Annotated in this window: 20 protein-coding genes and 1 tRNA gene; 5 read left to right on the forward strand and 16 right to left on the reverse strand. The window is 56.4% G+C overall.

The features are described from left to right. Positions 1-75: 75 nt before the first annotated feature. A complete protein-coding gene (locus tag AC1MDT_RS12445; protein ID WP_480422289.1) occupies positions 76-399 on the reverse strand; it encodes a hypothetical protein in 324 nt (107 codons plus the stop codon). A gap of 619 nt (positions 400-1,018) precedes the next feature. Here AC1MDT_RS12445 and AC1MDT_RS12450 point away from each other — a divergent pair. Both AC1MDT_RS12450 and AC1MDT_RS12455 read left to right on the forward strand, forming a co-directional pair. Beyond that, the gene (locus AC1MDT_RS12450; RefSeq protein WP_480422290.1) at positions 1,019-1,231 is read left to right on the forward strand and encodes a hypothetical protein; all 213 of its coding nucleotides are present in this window, start codon (positions 1,019-1,021) and stop codon (positions 1,229-1,231) included. Next, positions 1,231-2,343 carry a phage integrase Arm DNA-binding domain-containing protein gene (locus AC1MDT_RS12455; RefSeq protein WP_480422775.1) on the forward strand — a complete coding sequence of 371 codons (1,113 nt, stop codon included), beginning with the start codon at positions 1,231-1,233 and terminating at the stop codon, positions 2,341-2,343. The genes AC1MDT_RS12450 and AC1MDT_RS12455 overlap by 1 nt, the downstream gene beginning before the upstream one ends. Before the next feature lie 89 nt (positions 2,344-2,432). On the opposite strand, the gene AC1MDT_RS12460 is transcribed toward AC1MDT_RS12455, so the two are convergent. The 9 genes from AC1MDT_RS12460 to thrS form a co-directional block, all read right to left on the reverse strand. After that, positions 2,433-2,509: transfer RNA gene (locus AC1MDT_RS12460), tRNA-Pro, on the reverse strand. A gap of 89 nt (positions 2,510-2,598) precedes the next feature. Next, positions 2,599-2,955 (reverse strand): MerR family transcriptional regulator, encoded by a 357-nt coding sequence (locus tag AC1MDT_RS12465; protein WP_003179985.1) that lies wholly within the window; start codon positions 2,953-2,955, stop codon positions 2,599-2,601. Further along, entirely contained in the window at positions 2,936-3,238 is a 303-nt protein-coding gene (gene ihfA / locus AC1MDT_RS12470; RefSeq protein WP_002553164.1) for an integration host factor subunit alpha, read from the reverse strand. The genes AC1MDT_RS12465 and ihfA overlap by 20 nt, the downstream gene beginning before the upstream one ends. A 3-nt stretch (positions 3,239-3,241) precedes the next feature. Beyond that, complete coding sequence (pheT, locus tag AC1MDT_RS12475) at positions 3,242-5,623, reverse strand: phenylalanine--tRNA ligase subunit beta (RefSeq protein WP_480422291.1); 2,382 nt, start codon at positions 5,621-5,623, stop codon at positions 3,242-3,244. A gap of 26 nt (positions 5,624-5,649) precedes the next feature. Continuing rightward, positions 5,650-6,666 carry a phenylalanine--tRNA ligase subunit alpha gene (pheS, locus tag AC1MDT_RS12480; RefSeq protein ID WP_007905876.1) on the reverse strand — a complete coding sequence of 339 codons (1,017 nt, stop codon included), beginning with the start codon at positions 6,664-6,666 and terminating at the stop codon, positions 5,650-5,652. 109 nt (positions 6,667-6,775) lie between these two features. Continuing rightward, positions 6,776-7,132 carry a 50S ribosomal protein L20 gene (gene rplT / locus AC1MDT_RS12485; RefSeq protein WP_007905879.1) on the reverse strand — a complete coding sequence of 119 codons (357 nt, stop codon included), beginning with the start codon at positions 7,130-7,132 and terminating at the stop codon, positions 6,776-6,778. Between the two features lie 27 nt (positions 7,133-7,159). Next, a complete protein-coding gene (gene rpmI, locus AC1MDT_RS12490; RefSeq protein ID WP_008145659.1) occupies positions 7,160-7,354 on the reverse strand; it encodes a 50S ribosomal protein L35 in 195 nt (64 codons plus the stop codon). Positions 7,355-7,414: 60 nt separating this feature from the next. Then, positions 7,415-7,966: a translation initiation factor IF-3 gene (gene infC, locus AC1MDT_RS12495; protein ID WP_169857083.1), complete on the reverse strand. Its 552-nt coding sequence runs from the start codon at positions 7,964-7,966 to the stop codon at positions 7,415-7,417. Then, positions 7,966-9,888, reverse strand: a complete 1,923-nt coding sequence (gene thrS / locus AC1MDT_RS12500) for a threonine--tRNA ligase (protein WP_480422292.1) — start codon at positions 9,886-9,888, stop codon at positions 7,966-7,968. The genes infC and thrS overlap by 1 nt, the downstream gene beginning before the upstream one ends. 385 nt (positions 9,889-10,273) lie before the next feature. Between thrS and AC1MDT_RS12505 the strand changes: the two genes are divergently transcribed. Continuing rightward, positions 10,274-10,573, forward strand: coding sequence for a hypothetical protein (locus tag AC1MDT_RS12505; RefSeq protein ID WP_480422293.1), 300 nt, complete (start codon positions 10,274-10,276; stop codon positions 10,571-10,573). A gap of 292 nt (positions 10,574-10,865) precedes the next feature. Continuing rightward, positions 10,866-11,078, forward strand: a complete 213-nt coding sequence (locus tag AC1MDT_RS12510) for a cold-shock protein (protein WP_003179963.1) — start codon at positions 10,866-10,868, stop codon at positions 11,076-11,078. A 69-nt stretch (positions 11,079-11,147) separates the two neighbouring features. Here the strand turns inward: AC1MDT_RS12510 and AC1MDT_RS12515 are convergent, their stop codons facing one another. Further along, positions 11,148-11,468 (reverse strand): I78 family peptidase inhibitor, encoded by a 321-nt coding sequence (locus AC1MDT_RS12515; protein ID WP_480422294.1) that lies wholly within the window; start codon positions 11,466-11,468, stop codon positions 11,148-11,150. A 166-nt stretch (positions 11,469-11,634) separates the two neighbouring features. Further along, positions 11,635-11,940, reverse strand: a complete 306-nt coding sequence (locus AC1MDT_RS12520; protein WP_480422295.1) for a hypothetical protein — start codon at positions 11,938-11,940, stop codon at positions 11,635-11,637. Positions 11,941-12,072: 132 nt separating this feature from the next. On the opposite strand from AC1MDT_RS12520, the gene AC1MDT_RS12525 reads away from it, so the two are divergent. Continuing rightward, on the forward strand, positions 12,073-12,285 hold the full coding sequence (locus AC1MDT_RS12525; protein ID WP_480422296.1) for a hypothetical protein: 213 nt from the start codon (positions 12,073-12,075) through the stop codon (positions 12,283-12,285). 32 nt (positions 12,286-12,317) lie between these two features. On the opposite strand, the gene AC1MDT_RS12530 is transcribed toward AC1MDT_RS12525, so the two are convergent. The 4 genes from AC1MDT_RS12530 to AC1MDT_RS12545 are packed head-to-tail and all read right to left on the reverse strand — an operon-like array spanning position 12,318 to position 15,786. Further along, positions 12,318-13,346 carry a nucleoside hydrolase gene (locus AC1MDT_RS12530; protein WP_480422297.1) on the reverse strand — a complete coding sequence of 343 codons (1,029 nt, stop codon included), beginning with the start codon at positions 13,344-13,346 and terminating at the stop codon, positions 12,318-12,320. Between the two features lie 43 nt (positions 13,347-13,389). After that, complete coding sequence (rbsD, locus tag AC1MDT_RS12535) at positions 13,390-13,794, reverse strand: D-ribose pyranase (protein ID WP_480422298.1); 405 nt, start codon at positions 13,792-13,794, stop codon at positions 13,390-13,392. Beyond that, positions 13,791-14,708, reverse strand: coding sequence for a ribokinase (gene rbsK, locus AC1MDT_RS12540; protein WP_480422299.1), 918 nt, complete (start codon positions 14,706-14,708; stop codon positions 13,791-13,793). The genes rbsD and rbsK overlap by 4 nt, the downstream gene beginning before the upstream one ends. Before the next feature lie 58 nt (positions 14,709-14,766). Further along, positions 14,767-15,786, reverse strand: coding sequence for a LacI family DNA-binding transcriptional regulator (locus tag AC1MDT_RS12545; protein WP_480422300.1), 1,020 nt, complete (start codon positions 15,784-15,786; stop codon positions 14,767-14,769). Positions 15,787-15,789: the final 3 nt, after the last annotated feature.

A 15,789-nucleotide genomic window follows, 5' to 3' on the forward strand; every position in this document is an offset into this window, starting at 1 on the left:
ACACAACAGTTCGTCAATCTGGCAGCGGGAAACCCATGCGGAAATGAATTTGGAGTGCATTCAGATCGAGGCCTATCAGAATAGGAGATCGCCGTAGCCCCAAATTATCGTACCAATCGCAGCGCACAACAAATTTACGATTCGCCATCCCTCAAACCGCCGCAAGCAAATTTTTTTCATTTTCTTGTCGAGCCTTCCTATGCCTTCACTGAGTTGAGACTCATTAAATAATGCAAGGACGGTAATTACAGCTCCTGAACGGGTAAACCAAGTACCTGGATTTCCCCCAAAGGGCACAAGATAACAAAAAACACCCCAAAAAAAAGACACCAGCACGCCTGCACACGCAAGTCGAAATTTGAATCTAATTCCGGCTGCTTTCCTTTCAACCTCTGCCATTTAAAACTCCGAGAATTCAGGCGGGGCCGAAAAATAACCTTTTTTGATATTACTTAGCCACTTTTTTCAGAGCGATAGCGGACGATCTGAGGTGAATAACCTTGGCGCTACGAAATCATCCTGAACGAAACCAAAGTGCCTGCGCTGCTTTTTCCCCCATACGAGATTCGATAAAACAGCCGATCTCAATATCACGACCAATCACTCTTTTCAGCCTGCCGATGAACGGCGGGTGAGGACTCGCTATGCGCAAAGTAAATCGCGTGGTCGAGGATCCAGCTGCGAGATATGGCTTTCGCTGGGATCCGTCCACGTACGAAGAGGCCGAACGGTTGACCGGTTTCCGCCTGGATCGACGAGTCAACTATCTGATCATGCGCGAAGGTCACGTCGAGCAGATACAGACCTGCACCGTCGACTGCAGCGGATGCTCCTGTGATTGCGGAGATGGTTATGGCTGCTCCCACGAGGCAAGCGGCTGCTCCGAATGCGGACACACAGGGAAGCGACGAATGACGTTTGGCTTCCCAGCCAGAACACCTGAGCAGCGGAAGTCAGACCTGCAGCTCAACCGCCTATAAAACCACCTTCTGCCGCCACGCGTGGCATGGAGCATCCAATGAAAAAAGAACTGATCAAGATCAGCGAGTTTCAGCGCCGGCGCTGGGGCGAAAACGGCACACCGCAATGCCCGCAAGCCATCCGTAACCACATCCGTAACGGCGTGGTGCCCGGCGAGCAGATCGGGAAACTCTGGTACGTTGACTGGACCGCATTCAACCGCTCGAACGGAAACGACCTGGTGGCGATGGTATTGAAAGGAGCTGCATGATGGCACCACGGCCGCGCAATACTGCGAATAAGAGCCTTCCGCAGAACCTGTACTTCGATGCGCGGCGCTCGACCTATCGCTACCGGCGGCCCACCGACGGGAAGTGGTTCCAGTTCGGTACTGACCGCATCAAAGCGATCGACGCGGCGAAACAGTTGAACCTAGAGTTTATGCGCGGTGCCGACCTGGTCGGTTCCGTGCTGTCCGCCTCATCCGAATCATTCGCCACCTTCCTCGACAAGTACGAAGCCGACGTGTTGCCGCCGCGCGAGCTGGCCAAGGGCACGCTCGGTCTGTACGCGGTGCACTTCAGGCGCTTCCGTAAGCAGTTCGAGGGTAAGGCGGTCGACCAGATATCGATCCGCATGGTTGCGGAAATGCTGGACGCTCTGACCCCACGCACGGCAAACCAGTGTCGTGCGCTGTTGACCGACATCTTCAACCACGCAGCGGCCAAGGGCTTGTGCCCGGACAACCCTGCTGCGAGCACGATTAATCGCATCGAGAAGAAACTGCGTAAGCGCCACACCGTCGAGGGGCTGAAGGCCATCCGGGAAAAGTCGCCAGCCTGGCTGCAGAACGCCATCGACTTGGCCCTGATTACCGCGCAGCGCCGGACAGACATCTTAGACATGAGGTTCGACGGAGTTCGGGAAGGTCATTTGTACGTGGTGCAGAAGAAGACGGCCAAGGCCAGTGACGCTGCGTGGATTCGTTTTCGGGTGACACCAGAGCTGCAGGCGGTCATCAGCCGGTGCCGCGACGATGTCGTCTCGCCCTACCTGGTGCACCGCAAACCGGATCGCCTGAAACAGAAGCAGGCGCAGACCAAGGACCACTGGACGAAGGTTGAAGAGAGATATTTGACTCGAGCGTTCAAGGACGCCCGGGAGGCGGCTGAATGCTACAAGGGCTGGAAGGAAGAAGAGATGCCGGGCTTCCATGAAGTGCGGGCGCTGTCGCTACACCTGTACAAGAAAGCCGGAAAGGATGGGCAGAAAATTGCTGGGCATGCGAGCGAGGGCATGACCAAAAACTACCAGCGCGACCACGAGGAAATCGTCTGGTCCGAGGCGATTCCAGACCTGAACATTAGCGAAATCACCGGGTAGTTTTGCGCCAGTTTTGCGCGGGTTTTGCGCAGACACAAAAAAGCCGATCCATCTGATCAGCTTAAGCGTCTGATTTTACTCAGGAAATATGGTCGGGACGGAGTGATTCGAACACTCGACCCCTAGCACCCCATGCTAGTGCGCTACCGGACTGCGCTACGCCCCGACTAGGCGTGAAACCTGTTCCTCTCCTCGAGGAACGCTCAAGAATATATCGCAAGCTTTTGAAAACTGGAAGTATTTAAAAGCAGGAATTTATTTCTTGAGTACAACCAGCACGTCTTCCAATTCAGCGATCATCTGCCGAATCATTTGCTTGTATTGAGTAGTGTCGTCTTTGGCTTCATCGCCGGACAAACGCAAGCGTGCGCCGCCGATGGTGAACCCCTGATCGTAAAGAAGCGCGCGGATCTGCCGGATCATCAGCACGTCTTGTCGCTGATAATACCGGCGGTTTCCGCGGCGTTTCACGGGGTTGAGTTGAGGAAACTCCTGCTCCCAATAGCGCAGCACGTGCGGTTTTACGGCACACAGCTCGCTGACTTCACCAATGGTGAAGTAGCGTTTGCCTGGGATGACGGGTAGCTCGTCGTTATGACTTGGTTCCAGCATAAGCCTCAACTCGGGCCTTCAACTTCTGCCCTGGACGAAAGGTGACCACACGGCGAGCCGTGATCGGGATTTCTTCACCCGTTTTCGGATTGCGGCCAGGCCGCTGGCGTTTGTCCCGAAGGTCGAAATTGCCGAAACCGGACAATTTGACTTGTTCGTTGTCTTCAAGAGCGTGCCTGATTTCCTCAAAAAACAGTTCGACCAATTCCTTGGCCTCCCGTTTATTCAGGCCCAGCTCTTCATACAGACGTTCCGCCATCTCAGCTTTCGTCAGAGCCCCCATACGTCACTTCCTTAACGTGGCGTTCAACCTTTGTTCGAGCGAGGTGAGGATGTTTTGCGTCGCGGTATTCACCTCATCGTCATTAAGAGTGCGCGATGGATGCTGCCAGGTCAAGCCAACTGCAAGGCTTTTTCTATGCGGATCAATACCTTTACCCTGATACACGTCAAATAGCCTGAGGTCTGTCAGCCATTCACCTGCATTTTCACGGATTACGTCCAGTACGGCACTGGCTGCAACGCCTGTATCGGCCAGCAGGGCCAGGTCACGACGCACTTCAGGAAAGCGCGATAACTCCTGGAATTTAGGCATTTTGCCCAACGCCACTTCGGCCAGAACCAGCTCGAAAACGAAGACCGGACGGTCGAGACCGAGGGTTTTCGATAGTTCAGGGTGGATTGCGCCGACGAAACCGACCAAGCGGCCTTCACGCTCGATGCGTGCGGTTTGACCCGGGTGCAACGCAGGGTGTTTGCCCGGCACAAACGTGAACGAGTCCAGTGCACCGGCGAAGCCCAGCACCGCTTCCACGTCGGCTTTGACGTCGAAGAAGTCCACGACATCGCGACCTTGCGCCCAACCTTCCGGCAGACGGCTACCGCAAACAACGCCCGCCAGCATCGGCTCTTGCTTCAGGCCTTCCAACTGACCGACGAAGCGCAGGCCGCTTTCGAACAGACGGACGCGATCCTGTTGACGGTTCAGGTTGTGCTGAAGTGCCTTCACCAGACCCGGCCACAAGGACGAGCGCATGGCCGCCATGTCGTTAGAAATCGGGTTGGCCAGTAACAGCGGTTCAACACCCGGATTAAACAACTCGAACTGTTTCGGATCGATGAAGCTGTAGGTGATCGCTTCCTGGTAACCCCGAGCCACCAGCAGACGGCGAAGTTCAGGCAGATCGCTACGGGCTTCAGCCTTGGCTTGCGGCGCCAGACGGGCTTGTGGGTAGCGAACCGGCAGACGGTTGTAACCGTACAGACGGGCCAGCTCTTCGATCAGGTCAACTTCCAGGCTGATATCGAAGCGATGGCTTGGCACTTCTACGCGCCACTGCCCTGCCCCATCGGCCGAAACGGCCAGACCCAAAGCGTTGAGCAGACGCTCGACTTCGGCCGAATCCATTTCCATGCCCAGCATCTGGGTGATGCGTTGCGCACGCAGCGTAACCGGCGCGATTTTTGGCAGATGCTGCTCGCTCACGGTTTCGATGATCGGGCCGGCTTCGCCGCCAGTGATTTCCAGCAGCAGGCCAGTGGCGCGCTCCATGGCTTCGCGGGCCAGTTGCCAGTCCACGCCACGCTCGTAGCGGTGCGAAGCGTCGGTGTGCAGACCATAGGAACGCGCCTTGCCAGCGACAGCAATCTGATCGAAGAACGCGCTTTCCAGGAAGATGTCGCGAGTGGTCGCGGTGTTGACGCCACTGTGCTCGCCACCCATCACGCCGGCGATTGCCAGGGCACGAGTGTGGTCGGCGATCACCAGCGTATCGCTGCGCAGACTGACTTCCTGACCGTCGAGCAGCACCAGCTTCTCGCCTTCTTCGGCCATGCGTACGCGGATGCCGCCGTTGATTTCGGCGAGATCAAACGCGTGCAGCGGCTGACCCAGCTCCAGCATCACGTAGTTGGTGATGTCGACGGCAGCGTCGATGCTGCGCACGTCAGCACGACGCAGGCGCTCGACCATCCACAACGGGGTCGGTTTGGACAGGTCGACGTTACGGATCACACGACCCAGGTAACGTGGGCAGGCGGCAGGCGCCAGCACTTCAACCGAACGCACTTCGTCGTGCGCGGCTGGAACGACAGCAACGACCGGGCGGGTGACTTCAGCGGCGTACAGCGCGCCGACTTCGCGAGCCAGACCGGCCAGGGACAGGCAGTCGCCTCGGTTCGGGGTCAAGTCGACCTCGATGCTGGCGTCGTCCAGGTTCAGGTATTCGCGAATGTCCTGACCGACCGGCGCATCGGCCGGCAATTCCATCAGACCATCGTTGCCTTCACCGACTTGTAGCTCGGCTTGCGAGCACAGCATGCCGTTGGACTCAACGCCACGCAGCTTGGCTTTCTTGATTTTGAAGTCGCCTGGCAGCTCGGCACCGATCATGGCGAACGGGATCTTCAGGCCCGGGCGCACGTTTGGCGCGCCGCATACTACCTGGAAGGTCTCCGAGCCATTGCTGACCTGGCAAACACGCAGCTTGTCAGCGTCCGGGTGCTGCTCGGTGCTCAGCACCTCGCCCACGACCACGCCACTGAACTCACCGGCGGCCGGCGTAACGCTATCGACCTCAAGACCGGCCATCGACAGACGAGCAACCAGCTCGTCGCGACTTACCTGCGGGCTTACCCAGCCACGCAGCCATTGTTCACTGAATTTCATCCTGCTCTCCTAAGAATTCGTTACGACTAGCGAAATTGCGCGAGGAACCGCAAGTCGTTGTCGAAGAACAGACGCAAGTCGTTCACGCCGTAACGCAGCATGGCCAGACGCTCAACGCCCATGCCGAAGGCAAAGCCCGAAAACTCTTCCGGGTCGATCCCGGACATACGCAGCACGTTCGGATGAACCATGCCGCAGCCCATGACTTCCAGCCAGCCAGTCTGCTTGCAGACACGGCAGCCTTTACCGCTGCACATCACGCATTCCATGTCGACTTCGGCGGATGGCTCGGTGAACGGGAAGTACGAAGGACGAAAACGCACGGCCAGTTCTTTTTCAAAGAACACCCGCAGGAACTCTTCGATGGTCCCTTTCAGGTCGGCGAAATTGATGTCGCGATCGACCAGCAGGCCTTCGACCTGGTGGAACATCGGCGAGTGGGTAATATCGGAGTCGCTACGGTACACACGGCCTGGGCAGACGATGCGGATCGGCGGCTGTTTCGATTCCATGGTGCGGACCTGTACCGGCGAGGTATGGGTGCGCAGCAGCATGTTCGCATTGAAATAGAAAGTGTCATGCATCGACCGGGCCGGGTGATGGCCTGGGATGTTGAGCGCTTCGAAGTTGTGGTAGTCGTCTTCGACCTCAGGGCCTTCGGCAATGCCGTAGCCAATGTGAGTGAAGAACTGTTCGATACGTTCCAGAGTGCGGGTAACCGGATGCAGACCACCCGAGGTCTGGCCACGGCCAGGCAGGGTCACGTCAATGGACTCGGCAGACAGTTTGGCGGCCAGGTCGGCCTCTTCAAACAGCGCCTTGCGGGCATTGAGAACCTCTGTGACACGCTCCTTGGCAACGTTGATCAGCGCACCGACTTGCGGACGCTCTTCTGCCGGCAAATTCCCCAGGGTCTTCATCACCTGAGTCAATTCACCCTTTTTGCCAAGGTAGTGAACCCGGATTTGCTCCAGGGCATTGATATCTTCAGCGCTTTGCACAGCCTCTAGTGCTTGAGAGACGAGCGCATCCAGGTTTTCCATGTACAGACTCCAGATACAAAATAGGGGAAGAGCTTGAAGGCTCTTCCCCTATTTATGACGTTTAACACCTGGCCCCACAGAGGTGAGGCCGGGTGACTGTCGGGGGTACTTAAGCCAAGGTGGCTTTAGCTTTCTCGACAATCGCAGCAAACGCCGCTTTTTCGTTCACTGCCAGATCAGCCAGAACCTTACGGTCGATCTCGATGGACGCTTTTTTCAGGCCGGCGATGAAACGGCTGTAGGACAGGCCGTTGATACGTGCACCAGCGTTGATACGAGCGATCCACAGAGCGCGGAACTGACGTTTTTTCTGACGACGGTCACGGTAGGCGTATTGGCCTGCCTTGATTACCGCTTGCTTGGCAACACGGAATACGCGCGAGCGAGCGCCGTAGTAGCCTTTAGCAAGTTTCAGAATTTTTTTGTGACGTTTACGGGCAATGACGCCACGCTTTACACGAGCCATGAGTTACTTCCTCTATTCTTGACTAAATTAACGAAGGCGCAGCATGCGCTCGACTTTTGCCACGTCACACGGTGCCAGCAAGCTGCTACCGCGCAGTTGACGCTTACGCTTGGTCGACATTTTAGTCAGGATGTGGCTCTTGAAAGCGTGCTTGTGCTTGATACCGTTAGCAGTTTTCAAAAACCGCTTAGCAGCACCACTTTTAGTTTTCATTTTTGGCATGTTCGGATACTCCGCATTCAGTTGATAAACATAATCAGAAGGCCTGCCGTGCCCTATTGATTACTTCTTCTTTTTCGGGGCGATGACCATGATCAGCTGGCGTCCTTCCATCTTAGGATGCTGTTCGACCGAACCGTACTCGAGCAAGTCACCTTCAACTCGCTTGAGGAGTTCCATCCCCAGCTCCTGGTGGGCCATCTCACGGCCGCGGAATCGCAAGGATACCTTGGCCCTGTCCCCATCACTCAGGAAACGTACCAGGTTGCGCAGTTTTACCTGGTAATCCCCTTCCTCCGTCCCTGGACGAAACTTGATTTCTTTAACCTGGATCTGCTTCTGGTTTTTCTTGGCAGCGGCAATCTGCTTCTTCTTTTCGAAGATCGATTTGCCGTAGTCCATCAGTTTGCAAACAGGGGGTACTGCATCGGCGGAAATCTCCACCAGATCCAGCTTGGCCTCTTCAGCCTTAAGAAGCGCGTCTTCAATTGACACAATCCCAAGCTGTTCACCTTCAGCCCCAATTAACCGAACCTCGCGTGCCGAGATATTCTCGTTGATCGGGGCTTTCGGTGCAGCTCGTTTATCTTGTCTCATTTCACGCTTAATAGTAATTACTCCGAATCTGGGCGACCACGCCGGGAAACCGCTTGCGCGAGAAACTCAGCGAACTGGGCGACGGGCATCGAGCCCAGGTCAGCACCTTCACGAGTACGCACAGCGACAGTCTGCATCTCGACTTCCCGATCTCCGATAACCAAGAGATAAGGAACCTTGAGCAAAGTATGCTCGCGGATTTTAAAGCCGATCTTTTCATTTCTCAAGTCAGACTTGGCACGAAATCCGCTTTCGTTGAGGGTTTTTTCGACCTCAGCGGCGAAATCAGCCTGTTTATCAGTGATATTCATGATCACTGCCTGGGTCGGAGCCAGCCACGCAGGGAATGCACCCTCGTAGTGCTCGATCAGGATTCCGACGAAACGTTCGAAGGATCCAAGGATCGCCCGGTGCAACATAACCGGTTGCTTGCGACTGTTGTCTTCGGAGACGTATTCGGCTCCCAGACGGACAGGCAGGTTAAAATCGAGCTGAAGGGTACCACACTGCCAGACACGGCCGAGGCAATCTTTCAGCGAGAATTCGATCTTCGGACCGTAGAACGCACCTTCGCCTGGCTGCAAATCGTACGGCAGACCAGCGTTATCAAGGGCTGCAGCCAATGCAGCTTCAGCGCGATCCCACAATTCGTCGGAACCAACGCGTTTTTCCGGACGAGTGGACAGCTTCATCTCGACGTCTTTAAAGCCGAAGTCGGCATAAACGTCCATGGTCAGCTTGATAAACGCTGCGGATTCGGCCTGCATCTGCTCTTCGGTGCAGAAGATGTGGGCGTCGTCCTGAGTAAATGCACGCACACGCATGATGCCGTGCAACGCACCCGATGGTTCGTTACGGTGACAGGCACCGAACTCGGCCAGGCGCATTGGCAGTTCGCGGTAGCTCTTCAGGCCTTGATTGAACACCTGCACGTGGCAAGGGCAGTTCATCGGCTTGATCACGTAGTCGCGGTTTTCCGACTGAGTGGTGAACATGTTGTCGGCGTAGTTGGCCCAGTGCCCGGATTTCTCCCACAGGCTGCGGTCAACGACTTGCGGAGTCTTGATCTCCAGATAGCCATTGTCGCGCTGAACCTTGCGCATGTACTGCTCAAGCACTTGATACAGTGTCCAGCCATTCGGGTGCCAGAACACCATGCCCGGCGACTCTTCCTGGGTATGGAAAAGGCCCAGGCGCTTGCCGATCTTGCGGTGATCGCGCTTTTCAGCTTCTTCGATGCGCTGGATGTAAGTCGCCAGCTGCTTCTTGTCAGCCCAAGCGGTGCCGTAAACGCGCTGCAATTGCTCGTTCTTGGCATCGCCACGCCAGTAGGCGCCGGACAACTTGGTCAGCTTGAAGGATTTCAGGAAGCGCGTGTTCGGCACGTGCGGACCACGGCACATGTCGACGTATTCTTCGTGATAGTACAGGCCCATGGCCTGCTCGTTCGGCATGTCTTCGACCAGGCGCAACTTGTAGTCTTCGCCGCGAGCCTTGAACACTTCGATCACTTCGGCGCGCGGAGTGACTTTCTTGATCACGTCGTAATCTTTTTCGATCAGCTGCTGCATGCGCTGTTCGATGGCCGCCAGGTCGTCCGGCGTAAAAGGACGTTCGAAGGCGATGTCGTAATAGAAGCCTTCGTCGATGACCGGACCAATGACCATTTTAGCGGTCGGGTACAGCTGCTTGACCGCATGGCCAACCAGGTGGGCGCAAGAGTGGCGAATGATCTCCAGCCCCTCTTCATCCTTTGGCGTAATGATTTGCAGCGTGGAATCGCTGTCGATGATGTCGCTGGCGTCGACCAGCTTGCCATTGACCTTGCCGGCTACGGTGGCTTTGGCCAGACCGGCACCAATGGATGCGGCGACCTCGGCTACGGAAACCGGGTGATCGAATGAACGTTGACTGCCGTCGGGAAGAGTAATAGTTGGCATGGCGCCTCCTCTCCTAGTGGTGACCCCTACCAAAGGTCACGTGGGTTGGGATGAGCCAGTACAAGATCCGGTCCAGGCCATTCAATAACGAACGCCTGCCTTACAGCGGCAGGAGCCTTGCGGCCAACCGGAAAACCGAACCAGAGTGACTGGGATTCAAATCAGGGTTATTCGTGCGTCTGCCGCTACCGGGACTGAAGGTCATCCGGAGCTTGCAAAAGCACGAGCGAAGAATCCTAGCACAGATGAACGGTCATCGACGCTCAAGGATGCGGACTATGAATATTTCTGCGTTTTTGCGGCGCACAGTGAACTTGAGATATACGCACTGCCTCAAATAGGCTGAGAATTGCCACAGAATTATCGACCCGAAGGAGTTCCAGTCATGCGTCTTATCCGTCTTATCGCCCTTGCCGCCCCGCTGGCCATGCTGTTGCCGCTGAGCGCACAGGCTGCTTGGCCAGCCGGCGTGAAAACCAAATATATGCAAGATTGTACGATCGCTGCCAGCAAGAGCGTGAACCCGTCTGAAGCCCAGAAGCACTGTGCGTGCGGCGCCGATGTCCTGGAGAAGAAATTCACCACGCAGGAAATCTCGCAGCTGATGGATCCTAACAACCCTCCAACACAAGCATTGGGTCAGCGGGCACTGCAAGAAATCTCGGTGTGCAAAACCCAGAAATAGGCTATCGAGGCGCTGATTTGGAGTGTTTCGAACAGCAAAAACAGGCAAAAAACCACTGATTTGTATTATTTACGCAGCTTTTACGGCTTTTTTTAATCCCCTTTTTTTAAGCGCAAAGCCGCTTAAACCGGGGCTTTCAGCCATGCAAGGCTGCGAAAAATACGCAATATGAGAGCAAACAATCCCTCCGGGGGGCTCCCAAACCGAACATTTCGACTATGATAGTCCCGTGTGCCCAGTTGGCCTGAGCAGCACAGTACTACTGAAAATATATGTTTCTTGGAGATACACCATGTCTAATCGCCAAACCGGCACCGTTAAATGGTTCAACGATGAAAAAGGCTTCGGCTTCATCACTCCTCAAGGTGGCGGTGACGACCTGTTCGTACACTTCAAAGCTATCGAAAGCGACGGTTTCAAAAGCCTGAAAGAAGGCCAAACCGTTTCCTTCGTGGCTGAGAAAGGCCAAAAGGGTATGCAAGCTGCTCAAGTTCGCCCAGAGTAATTTCCAGGCGCACTAAAAAAACCCCGTCCATGTGACGGGGTTTTTTATGGGTGAAACAAAAGGCTGAGGTCAGCCGCAGTTAATGTGAGTGACTACCCGATTGGCATCGGTGTTCAAATTCAGGCGATCGGAACGATACTCCAGAGTCACCATATCGGCAGGCATCAGGAAACGGGCATTCTGTGCACCTGCACCGGTACGCGCCTGCTCCAGCAGTTCGGGCGAAGCGGCTTTACCCACGGTGAATTCGGCTGCCTTTGCATCACAACGGCTGTGGCCAGTGTCAGCCGTCGTAACAGGGTCTGTTGCCGATTTCGAAGTCGTACTGCTGCAACCGGCCAGCAGAGTGACGGCGAGCAAAGTACCCAATGACGCGAGCTTCCAAGGCATGAAGCCTCCTTTTATCCAATAGTTAAGCTGAGATCTTGCGACCGCCAATCTGTCGTTTGGTTTCAAGGTGAATGCCATCACCCTGCCCTCGATCCGGACCAGCGGCGAGTTTGCCTGAGCATCGCCGGCGCTTCATCACTCAATCGTGACTGAATATGAACAACACTCAATAGACGTCGATGTAGTCGAACGGCGGATTCGGCCAGTTCTCTTTCAACGCATTGAAGATCTGCATGACCCAGACCTCATCACTGGCCGCGACCAATCCTACATAACCGGAACCCTTGGCCCACGTCTCCAGACGAAACAGCAGCCCATTGATATCGGTCCCGCCGACGATGCCTGACGAAATGTAGGCAATGCCGACCTTGGTCACCCGCAATTGGGTGTGTTCATCGTCACTGGCGCAGGCCAGCAACTGACGCACCGCCTCAAGCGTTAAACCGTCAGGAGTGTTCAAATCGATCTGCACAGCGCGATCCTTGATAAATCGTTAAAGCCCAAGTGTCGCATAGCCCTCCCCTCATGCCTAAGTCGGAGTGCCAAACGTCGCGCAAAATGGTTAACTCGACATTCAGACCTTCCCGACTGCACGAGCGCCATCATGACCACCGTAAGCATCGACGCCGACATCAAAGCCAAGTGGCCAGAAGGCCATAGCTCTTACAGCCCTGGCAGTGCGGAGGAGTTGGCGATCATCAGTATCGATATCCTGGTCAAGGAACTGGGAACCGAAGCTGCCCAGACATTCATCAAACAGATATTCGAGAAATATCCGGCAGGGCTTAAAGGCGCAGCGGATACCGAAAGGGAGTAAAACCCACAGGCTGGCACCTGCGGGCTTGCCGATTACTTCAGACGAGCCAGGCGCTGGGTCAGCAAGTCGAAGAATCCCTGGGCGTCGCCGCTTTCAACCCAGAAGGCATTTTTGGGTGCCTTCAGGCCGTCATGCCAGTCGACAATGGTTTGACCAAAGGTCGGACCTTCGCGACTATCAACCACCACGTTGACCGAACGACCGCTGAACAGCTCCGGTTTCAGCAGATAAGCGATGACCGTGGCGTCATGCACAGGCCCACCCGGCATACCGTAGTGCTCCATGTCGCCCTTGATGTATTCATTGAGAATATCGCCTACCAGCTTGCTGGCATTGTTGTTCAGTGCAGCAATTTGCTTCAGGCGCATATCGCTGGTGAGGATCTTGTGGGTCACGTCCAACGGCAGGTAGGTCAGCTTCACACCACTGTTGAGCACCACCTCAGCCGCCTGCGGGTCAGCGAACAGGTTGAACTCGGCCACCGGGGTGATGTTGCCACCATTGAAATGCGCCCCACCCATGACGACCACTTCCTTGATGCCCTGAACGATTCCAGGCTCCTGGATGAGTGCCAGCGCCAGGTTGGTCTGTGGCCCCAGCATGGCGATAGTGATGCTGTGAGGCTTGGCAGCCTTCAAGGTGTCGATCAGGTAATTGACCGCATTCCCCTTGGCCAGGCCCTTCTTGGGTTCGTGAACCGCGACGCCCGACAAGCCTTCCGTGCCATGAATGTCCTCGGCATAGATCGGCGTGCGCATCAACGGTTTCGGTGCGCCCGCATAAACCGGCACCTCTTCGCGCCCGGCCCACTCGCGAGCCAGCCGCGCATTACGCGAGGTTTTGTCCAGGCGTACATTGCCGGCAACGGTGGTCAACGCGCGAATATTCAGTTCTTCGGGCGATGCCAGGGCGAATAGCAAGGCAACCACGTCGTCGGCACCTGGGTCAGTGTCGATGATCAAGTCGATTCTTTCCGCCGCTTGGGCGTTTGTTGCGCTAATCAGGGACAAAAGCAGCAGACTCCGGAGCAGGTGGTGCAGTTTCTGAGCATAGCGGTACATGGCGCACTCCTTGTGCGTGGAACAGCAGAGCGACAACAGAGAACTAAAACGTTACCCCCGCCACCAACACAATGTTGCAGTAGGGCTGGCATTCGCCTGTACGAACAATCGCCCGCGCCTGTCGGCAGAGGACTTTGAATTGATCATGGCTGAGCAGCTCACGCTGACCCAGCACACCGTCGGCATCCAACTCATCCAGCGTCGTCAACGCCGACGGCTTTTTGTCCAGGATCTCCTTGGCGAGTACATGGCTTTCAACTTGCATTTCGCTGAGCACGACTTTCAAGGTGCTGACGAAATCGGGTATGCCTTGGGTCAGGGCCAGGTCAATCAATTCAACGCCTGGAGGCACGGGTAGACCGGCATCGCCAATCACCACTATGTCGCCATGACCAAGGGATGCGATTAGCCGCGACAGGGCAACGTTAAGCAAAGGTGTCTTTTTCATGGTGCTTTAAAGGCCAGAACATCGGACAAGGTAGGAATCGAAGGTTGCGCGCCAGCACGGGTGACCGACAGCGCGGCGGCGATCTGGCCGAAACGGATGGCCTGGGCTTCGCTCTCGCCGGCTGCCAGGGCCGCGGCAAAACCACCGACAAAGGTGTCGCCTGCCGCCGTGGTGTCGACAGCCTTCACTTTCGGCGCCGGGAAATGCTCGAAGCTTTTGCCGTTGGCAAAAAGTGACCCTTGGGCGCCGAGGGTAATGATCACCTTGCCGGCGCCCATACCGATCAACCGAGTTGCGGCAGTTTCGGCGGCTTCCAGAGAGTCCACTGGCACTCCACTCAGGGCCGCAGCTTCGCTTTCGTTGGGAATCAGGTAATCGATGGACGCATACCAATCCGCCGGCAATGGGTGACTGGCCGGTGCCGGATTGAGAATCACGATCTTGCCCAGCGCACGGCCACGCTTGAGCGCGTGGCCGACGGTGGCATCCGGCACTTCCAGCTGACAGATAATCACGTCCGCGGCCTGCAATACCGAGTCGAAACGATCGATGACCTCTGATGTCAGCGCACCGTTGGCACCGGCGACGATCACGATTGCGTTCTGGCTGTTGTCATCGACCACGATCAATGCCACGCCACTTGAGCCATCAACCGTGCTGACCGCCTGACAATCGATCTGCTCGGCCAACAGCGCCCCCCGCAGTTCTTCGCCATAGGCATCGCTGCCTACGCAACCGACCATCGATACCTGCGCACCCAGCCTTGCGGCGGCGACCGCCTGATTCGCGCCCTTGCCTCCGTGAACCGTCGCAAACGACTCGCCGATCAGCGTTTCACCACCACGTGGCAACCTGGGTGCGCGAGTCACCAGGTCCATGTTCATGCTGCCTATTACCACTACTTTCGCTGGCATACGTCCCTACCCATCAATTCTGTTTCAGCGCTGCTTTTGGTTTACCGGCAATCTCTTTTCAACGGAACTGGGCGAACACGCCGGCCAGAGGCGCAGTCGACTCCCGCAGGACAATACTGGGCGTCACAATCCTTTGATCGATGGCCCTATCCGGTGTGGCGATCCGCCTTAACAGTACTGCCGCCGCCATTTCCCCCAGCTGCAGGATCGATTGGCCAACCGTGGTCAGCGCCGGATAGACATAACGGCTCATCTGGATATCGTCGAATCCGATCACCGACAGCTCGGTCGGCACACGAATATTGCGCTCGGCGGCGGCCCGCAGCACGCCGATGCCGATCATGTCATTGCCGGCAAAAATAGCGCTGGGCGGGTTCTTTTCCAGCAGGATTGCGGCGGCGCTGTAACCGCCGGTGCTGGTAAAGTCGCTTTCCAGCATGCGTTCGCGTGGCACTTCGACACCCGCCTCCTTCAACGCTCGGCAATAACCGGACAGACGCATCTGCGCCACGCTGGTAGTTGCCGGACCGCCAATGGTCGCGATATCCCGATGCCCCAACTCCAGAAGGTGACGGGTCGCCAGATAAGCGCCATATTCGTGATCGATTCGCACCAGGTCGGCATTCACGCCATCCAGTCCACGGTCGACGATTACCATCGGCGTGCGCACGCCAGCCAGGCCTTCTGCCAGCCCTGCGTCGCCACCGGCCGATGCCACGATCAGCCCGTCGATACGTTTCTCAAGCAACACGCGCAGGTAGCTGCGCTGCTTGTCCGGGTTGTCGTCGGAGTTACAGAGGATCACGCAGTAGCCGTGACGCTCGCAGTAATCCTCAATGCCGCGAGCCAGCTCCGCGAAGTAAGGGTTGAGGCTGTTAGGCACCAGCAAACCAATGGTGGCCGTGGTTTTGGCTTTTAACGAACGGGCTACGGCGCTGGGCACGTAGTCGAGGCTTTTGATGGCCGCCTCGACCTTGATCCGCACTTCTTCACTGACCGGCCGGGTCTTGTTCACCACGTGGGAAACCGTGGTATAGGAAATTCCCGCGAGGGCCGCTACATCCTTGATTGTTGCCATGAC

The organism is Pseudomonas sp. ASL7, from assembly GCF_056680375.1.